This window comes from Lactobacillus sp. UMNPBX15 (assembly GCF_002553785.1).
Classification (GTDB): Bacteria; Bacillota; Bacilli; order Lactobacillales; family Lactobacillaceae; genus Lactobacillus; species Lactobacillus crispatus.
On the sequence record NZ_PCYV01000052.1, the window covers coordinates 1 to 7,536 of the forward strand.

At 33.3% G+C, this 7,536-nt stretch carries 6 protein-coding genes; all 6 read left to right on the forward strand.

What is annotated here, in order from left to right; genetic code table 11:
• The first annotated feature begins 81 nt into the window (after positions 1-81).
• The 6 genes from CP366_RS09965 (at position 82) to CP366_RS11005 (ending at position 6,987) form a co-directional block, all read left to right on the forward strand.
• A complete protein-coding gene (locus tag CP366_RS09965; RefSeq protein ID WP_255404545.1) occupies positions 82-639 on the forward strand; it encodes a DUF4393 domain-containing protein in 558 nt (185 codons plus the stop codon).
• Between the two features lie 131 nt (positions 640-770).
• On the forward strand, positions 771-3,074 hold the full coding sequence (gene hsdR / locus CP366_RS09970) for an EcoAI/FtnUII family type I restriction enzme subunit R (RefSeq protein WP_089146293.1): 2,304 nt from the start codon (positions 771-773) through the stop codon (positions 3,072-3,074).
• Between the two features lie 13 nt (positions 3,075-3,087).
• Positions 3,088-4,566 carry a class I SAM-dependent DNA methyltransferase gene (locus tag CP366_RS09975; RefSeq protein ID WP_089146292.1) on the forward strand — a complete coding sequence of 493 codons (1,479 nt, stop codon included), beginning with the start codon at positions 3,088-3,090 and terminating at the stop codon, positions 4,564-4,566.
• Positions 4,566-6,044, forward strand: a complete 1,479-nt coding sequence (locus CP366_RS10725; protein ID WP_089146291.1) for a restriction endonuclease subunit S — start codon at positions 4,566-4,568, stop codon at positions 6,042-6,044. Before CP366_RS09975 ends, CP366_RS10725 begins: the two co-directional genes overlap by 1 nt.
• Before the next feature lie 19 nt (positions 6,045-6,063).
• Positions 6,064-6,531 carry a hypothetical protein gene (locus tag CP366_RS09985; protein ID WP_089146290.1) on the forward strand — a complete coding sequence of 156 codons (468 nt, stop codon included), beginning with the start codon at positions 6,064-6,066 and terminating at the stop codon, positions 6,529-6,531.
• Positions 6,532-6,558: 27 nt separating this feature from the next.
• Positions 6,559-6,987 carry a hypothetical protein gene (locus tag CP366_RS11005; RefSeq protein ID WP_233186521.1) on the forward strand — a complete coding sequence of 143 codons (429 nt, stop codon included), beginning with the start codon at positions 6,559-6,561 and terminating at the stop codon, positions 6,985-6,987.
• The last annotated feature ends 549 nt before the right edge of the window (positions 6,988-7,536 follow it).

Below are 7,536 nucleotides of genomic sequence, written 5' to 3' on the forward strand. Positions count from 1 at the left end.
AACCCTTCTTTTTTTGTTATCTAATTTCTATTTACACAAGAATTTATACTGAACCATAAAATTGCTAATAAGGTCAACAATATACCAGAAGAAGATCGAGACTTCGATAAACCAGGCTTGGCACTTAAAGCTTTAGAGGAATCACGATATCAAATAAGTAATGACTTACTGCAAGATATGTTTTCTAGTTTATTAGCTTCTGGGGTTAACAACCAAAAGAACGAAGATATCACACCTAGATATGCTACAGTTTTATCTCAAATAGGATTTAAAGATGCCGTTTTCTTGCAGGAATTAAATAATCAAGAGGGACGAAGCTTTCCCATTGCAAAATCACGCCATACTTATGATGTAACGGGAAGTAGTTTCCAAGATGCTTCAGATCCCTTTCTCTGCAATGAAGGTGATGAAATAAAAAGAGTACCAATAGAATCTGTTGATGTACTACAATCATTAGGCATAATTAAACAAGAAGAATTTTTGGCTATTGCGGAAAAAGAATTTCAGAATAAATATGAATTACTTGATGATTATTTAAGAAATAAAGACAAAGGTGGTAAGTATTACATTAAAATAATTCCTGGTGTAATTCATCCAACAAATTTCGGAAATCATTTGTTAGATTGTATTTTTGAATAAAGTGAAAGCTCTTAGTGAAAACTAAGGGCTTTTTCAGTAGCAGGAATATTGAGTTGTAGCGCTTTTTTTACGATAATAGAACTAAACGTGATTTTTGATGAATCAAATCCTAACTAAATGAGGTGAATGATATGGATCCTGAAAAAATGAATTTAACGGAGGAGGATATCAAGAACAGATATATTTCACCTGCTATTTTTGAAACAGCAGGTTGGAAGAGAAAAGATTCTTTGATGGAATATTACTACACGGATGGTCAAATCAATGTTGTAGATGATGTAGCCAAACGTGGAAACGGTAAGAAAGTAGACTACTTGCTCTTATACAAGCCTAACTATCCAATCGCTGTAATTGAAGCGAAGGATAGAAAGAAGCATGCATTACCAAGTGCAGGTTTGCAACAAGGTATGGGATATGCTAGAGATTTACAAGTTCCATTTGCTTATTCTTCAAATGGGGATGCATTCGTTGAGCATGACATGCTGACAGGCAAAGAAAGAACCTTAACTCTTGATAAATTTCCAACTAAAGAAGAACTTTGGAAGAGATATATTAAAGAAAAGAAACTATCTGACAAAGAAATCAAAGCAATTAATGAGCCATATTATTCATCCAGAGATACATATTCACCTCGATATTACCAACAAAATGCTATTAACCGTGTAGTAGAAAAGATAGCCAATGGTGATCGTCGTATTTTGTTAGTTATGGCTACTGGTACGGGTAAAACTTACACTGCCTTTCAAATCGTCTATCGTTTGTTAAAGGCTGGCATCAAGCATAGAGTCCTTTATTTAGCCGACCGTAATATTCTGGTTGATCAAGCAAGGTTAAACGACTTTAGTCCATTAAGTGACAAAATAACTAAAGTTCAAGATGGACATATGGATAGCGCATATCCAATTCAATTTGCTCTTTACCAACAATTAGCAGGGAGAGATGAAGATATGGGTCATGAACCATTTAGGCAACTTAAACCAGACTTTTTTGATTTAGTTGTAATCGACGAAGCTCACCGTGGTTCTGCTAAGGCTGATAGTCAATGGCGCAAGATCTTGGATTACTTTGATGGCCCTAATGTAACTCATTTAGGTATGACTGCTACACCTAAGAATGATAAAGAAGCTTCGAATATTCAATACTTTGGCGATCCAGTTTATACATACTCACTTAAACAAGGGATTGAAGATGGTTTCTTAGCACCATACAAAGTTATCAGAGTTAACTTCAATGTAGATATTAACGGATTTCGCCCGTTTAAAGGTGAGAGAGATAAGCATGGTCGCGAGTTTGATAAGAAGTTATATACAACACGTGACTTTGATAAAAGTCTAGTCATCGATGAACGTACCGAAATGGTGGCTAAATATGTAAGTAAATATATGAAAGAAAATGATCGACGCTGGGATAAGACCATTGTCTTTTGCGAAGACATTGAGCATGCTGAAAGAATGCGTCAAGCTTTCGTGAATGAAAATACCGATTTAGTTGCTCAAGATTCACGTTACGTTATGAGAATTACTGGTGATGATAATACAGGTAAAGCACAATTAGATAACTTTGAAGATGTTACAAGTAAAGTTCCAACAATAGTTACAACTTCAAAATTGTTAACTACTGGTGTTAACGTAAAGACTTGTAAAACAATTGTGCTAGATTCAAACATTAATTCCATGACAGAATTTAAGCAGATCATCGGTCGTGGTACTCGATTAGATACAGATCATGGGAAGAGTTACTTCACTATTATTGATTTCCGTGGAGTATCAAGATTATTTGCTGATCCAGCATTTGATGGTGAACCAATTGAGATAATTGATGGTAATAAAGGCACAAGCTCTCACAAATCTCATCATTCTGGTGTATCAGATTCTGCTAAGCAAAAATATGAAGTAAATCGTAATGTAAAGGTTTCAAATGCTGAAACTCAATTCTTAGATGAACATGGTAACCTAATCACCACTTCTCTGGTTGACTACACTAAGAAGAATATTCTTGGCGCATATGCTACATTGGATAATTTCCTTCAAGCTTGGAATAAAGCTGATAAGAAACAAGTGCTGCTTGATGAGATGGAAAAGCATGGCATTCTCTATAAGGAAATCATCAAGCAAAAGGGTATCAGGGACATGGATCCATTTGATCTCATGATTCATCTTGCATACAATCAAAAACCACTGACTAAGTCAGAGAGAATTAAGAATGTTAAAAAGTCAGGTATTCTTGATAAATACCAAGGTACTGCTAGGGAGATTCTTGATGCTTTACTAGAAAAATATAAAGATGATGGAATTACTGATTTGGAAAGTAATAAGGTATTAAGTTTACCTGAATTTGAAAAATATGGTGGTGCCGTTAAGATTATTTTGACCTTTGGCGGTAAGAAGAATTACGAGAATACTATTAAAGAAATTAAAGAAAAAATCTACAGTTAGGGAGTTTTATTAGATGGCAGGTACAACTACTCAGTTTGTTAAGAGAATAAGAGATATCATGCGTAATGATCCAGGTATCAATGGTGATGCACAGAGAATTGAACAATTATCTTGGATCTTGTTTTTGAAAGTTTATGATGACCGTGAACTTGTTTGGGATATTGACCAAGATAATTATGAGTCAATTATTCCTGAAGGGATGCACTGGCGTGAATGGGCTCACGATAATAAAGATGGTAAGGCATTAACTAGTGATGAATTACTAGATTTTGTTAACAACAAATTATTGCCTGCATTAAAAAATATCACTGTAACTGATGAAACGCCTATTAGCAAGGCTATTGTTAAAGATGCCTTTATTGATGCTAACAACTATATGAAGAATGGTGTTTTATTGCGTCAAGTAGTTAACGTGGTTGATGAAGTTGACTTTACTGATCCTAAAGATCGTCACTTGTTTGGTGATATCTATGAAAGCATCTTAAAAGAACTTCAAAGTGCTGGTAGTTCTGGTGAATTCTATACTCCTCGTGCTTTAACAGACTTTATTGCAGAAACTTTAAAGCCAAAATTAGGTCAAAGAATTGCTGATTTGGCTTGTGGTACTGGCGGCTTTCTTGTTAGTGCCTTAAATATCTTAAATAAACAAGTTAAGACTGTTGAAGATAAGGAACTCTACAATAAAGAAGTTTTTGGTATTGAGAAGAAAGGTCAACCATATATCTTGGCCGTAACCAACTTGCTTCTTCATGATGTTGATAATCCAGATATTGTTCACGGGAACTCGCTCGAAAAGCGTGTTACTGAATATACTGACAAAGATAAGTTTGATTTGATTATGATGAATCCTCCATTCGGTGGATCAGAATTACCTATTATTAAGCAAAACTTCCCTACAGATTTACAAAGTAGTGAAACTGCTGACTTATTCTTAGCACTGATCATGTATCGAATTAAAGACAATGGTAAAGTCGGTGTAATTTTGCCAGATGGTTTCTTATTCGGTAACGACGGTGCAAAACTTAACATCAAGAAACGTATGCTTAAAGACTTTAACCTTCATACAATTATTCGTTTGCCAGGTAGTATTTTTAGTCCATATACCTCGATTGCAACTAATATTCTTTTCTTTGATAAGACAGGTCCTACTAAAGAAACTTGGTTCTATAGATTAGACATGCCTAAAGGATATAAGCACTTCTCTAAGACTCGTCCAATGAAACTGGAACATTTTGATCCTGTACGTGAATGGTGGAATGATCGTCATGAAATTCAAGATGATGATGGTAATTACAAGTCTAAGGCTTATACTCCTGAAGAATTAGCTAAGAATAATTACAACTTTGATTTGTGTGGCTTTCCAACAGAAACTGAAGAAGTTCTACCACCATTTGAATTGATGGATAAATATCAAAAAGAGCGTAAAGAATTAAATGCGAAGATTGATAAACAATTATCCATTATTAAACAATTGCTTGAGGAGGATGACTAATGACTCCTGAACAATTAAAAGCTTCAATTCTTCAATATGCAGTGGAAGGTAAGCTAGTTAAGCAAGATCCTAATGATGAACCTGCCAGTGAATTGCTTAAGAAGATCGAAAATGAGAAAGATCAATTAATTGAAGAAGGTAAAATTAAGAGAAGTAGAAAATTGTCTGCAATTACTGATGAGGAAAAGCCATTTGATATTCCAAAAAATTGGACGTACGGAAGACTAAAGCAAATTACCACATTTGGAAATTTTGATTCTGTAAAAGGGACATCTATTCCTGATAATTCGTGGGTTGTAGATATGAAGGATGTTCGTAAAGATGGTGGAGGATTTTTAGCAATTGTTAGAAAAAAGTCTACTGATATTTATAAAAGCAATAAATACTCTTTTTCTAAAAATGCAGTCTTGTATGGAAAATTGCGACCTTATCTTCGAAAAGTTGAAGTTGCTAAAGCGGATGGATTTATAACTACTGAAATGTTTCCAATTAATGTAGTTGATATTAATACTTTGATTCCACAGTATTTAAGATATGTTATGCTTTCACCATATTTCGTTGATCTTGTTAATGATTCTATGTACGGTATGAAAATGCCGCGTGTAGGTACAACTTTTTTAGCAAAAATGGTAATACCACTCCCACCATTAGAAGAACAAAAACGTATTGTAGCCAAAATTGAAAAATTAATGCCTTTGGTGGATGAATATGCTGAATCATATAATCGTCTTCAAAAGATTGATAATGAATTTGAAGATAAATTAAAACAATCTGTCTTGCAGTATGCCATGGAAGGTAAGCTGGTTAAGCAAAACCTTAGTGATGAACCAGCCAGTGAATTAATCAAGAAGATTGAAAATGAAAAAGCCGAATTAATTAAAGAAGGCAAGATTAAGAAGAGCAAGAAGTTACCTTCAATTAATGATGATGAAAAGCCATTTGATATTCCTGATAGTTGGGAATGGGTGAGATTAGGAAATATTTTTGATATTACTTCTAGCAAGAGAGTAATGAAAAAGGAATGGAGAGATTCAGGAATTCCTTTTTATAGAGCTAGAGAAATTGTAAGTATCAATAAAAATAGACCGCTAAAAGATCCTATTTTTATTGATGAAGATACTTATTTAGAAAAAATAAAAGTATCTGGGAAACCTAACGAAGGTGATATCCTTTTAACAGGAGTGGGTACCTTAGGTGTCCCATATATAGTTCCTAAGGATAAAGAATTTTATTTTAAAGACGGAAATATTATATGGCTAAAGAATTTTGGTGATATAGATCCTAAATATCTTAGTTGGTATGTTCAATGTCCATATATGCTAAAAGAAATACATAATAATAGAGGTACTACAGTGGGAACTTTGACTATAGTTCGATCTAAAAATTTAATTGTTCCACTTCCACCATTGCAAGAACAAAAACGTATTGTTATGAAAATCAAAGAGTTCATGAATTCGGTAAGCAAGTTATCTAAATAAGTATTTAATGAGGTAAATAATGAAGAAAAAGAATCTTAAATACATTCTTGTCGGTTTAGCTCTTTTATTAGTATTTGTAGGTGGAATGTTATTCTCTCATGACAAAAATCCGATAGAAAGTCAGACTGTACAAGCCAGTTCACTAAAGAGAGCATATATTCCTAAGAGATTTCGAGAAACGTGGTATGCCAATAAGCATGACAAAATGAAAATTACTGCCAACTCTGTAGGTGGAAATGTAGTGGGTAAGACTTACACTAATTTTTATCATGGTGGCTATAAAGACGTTGGTGAAGGAGTAAGCAGACATAATCTCGTTCGTTATAAAGGAAAGTCAATGATCATTCTTTTTGCAAAGGGTGGTAGCGATACAACTTTCCGTGTAGTAAGTCGTCATCATCATAAAGCACTATATTTCCAACAAGGCGGAGGATACATTTATTTCTATCGTTCAAGAGCTACTGCAAAACGCTATGGTAATTATTAATTTAAATATAGAAACAGGAATAGTACCATGCCAATATTCACTAGATATCGATTAAGTGGTGAAGTAGTCGAATCTCGATTTATAGATTTAGATGAACTTACACAACACAAATATAGTATTCTAGGTCAGAAAGCTAGAATTACTACGAATGATGGTAAAGTCTACGAAGGCTTTGCGGATGAGCCTTATCATACTGGAGAAGGAAACAGCCTAACTTTAATGTGGTATGACACGGATTATAAAACAGGACATCTAAGAAGCAGTAATATGGTTACCATATTTATACCGATAGGCATTGTTGCTAAGATTGAAGCAATCCTATACAGTAATCCACGTTGGAGCCTTCCACCATTTAATGAATTTTTGTTTAGTAGTGAGATAAAGCGTTGTGAGTTTAAACCTGATGATGAGCTGAAACAATTTATTAGAGACTTTAATAAAAAACATCAAAAATAAGATTGATAAATTTCTACTTGAAACTACTATTCTTAGTTGATATCTTTTGATATAATTTTATAAGTAGAAAACAAACGTTTTGTTTAAAATCTTCATTTAACTCATGAGAAATGTAAATACAACAAACAATGGCTTAAAGTCTTCACGACGTCAATTTTTTATCTAACTCAAGAGAATTACAAATAAATATATTTACAATAAAAAAGGCGATTCCTTAGTGGAAATCGTCCTTTTTTGCGTATACAGAATGATATGAATTAGTAAGGAAGGATAACAATGAATAAATTAGTGAAATGTTCTGCAGCTGCATTATTTGATCTGATATAATAATTAAGAATCTAATTTTAAGATTGTTGTTAAAACAATTTTTAAAATTATGGTCGCATTTATATGAGTGCGTGGATTGAAATCAATATATGCTTTCTGTTATTCCTTTTAAAGCTAATTGTAGGCTAATCAGAAAGGTTAATATTTAAAGGCTCCATAAAAGTGGAGCTTTTTTTCTACCCAAAGTCAAGTATTATCAATGATTTAAGAAAATAAATTTAC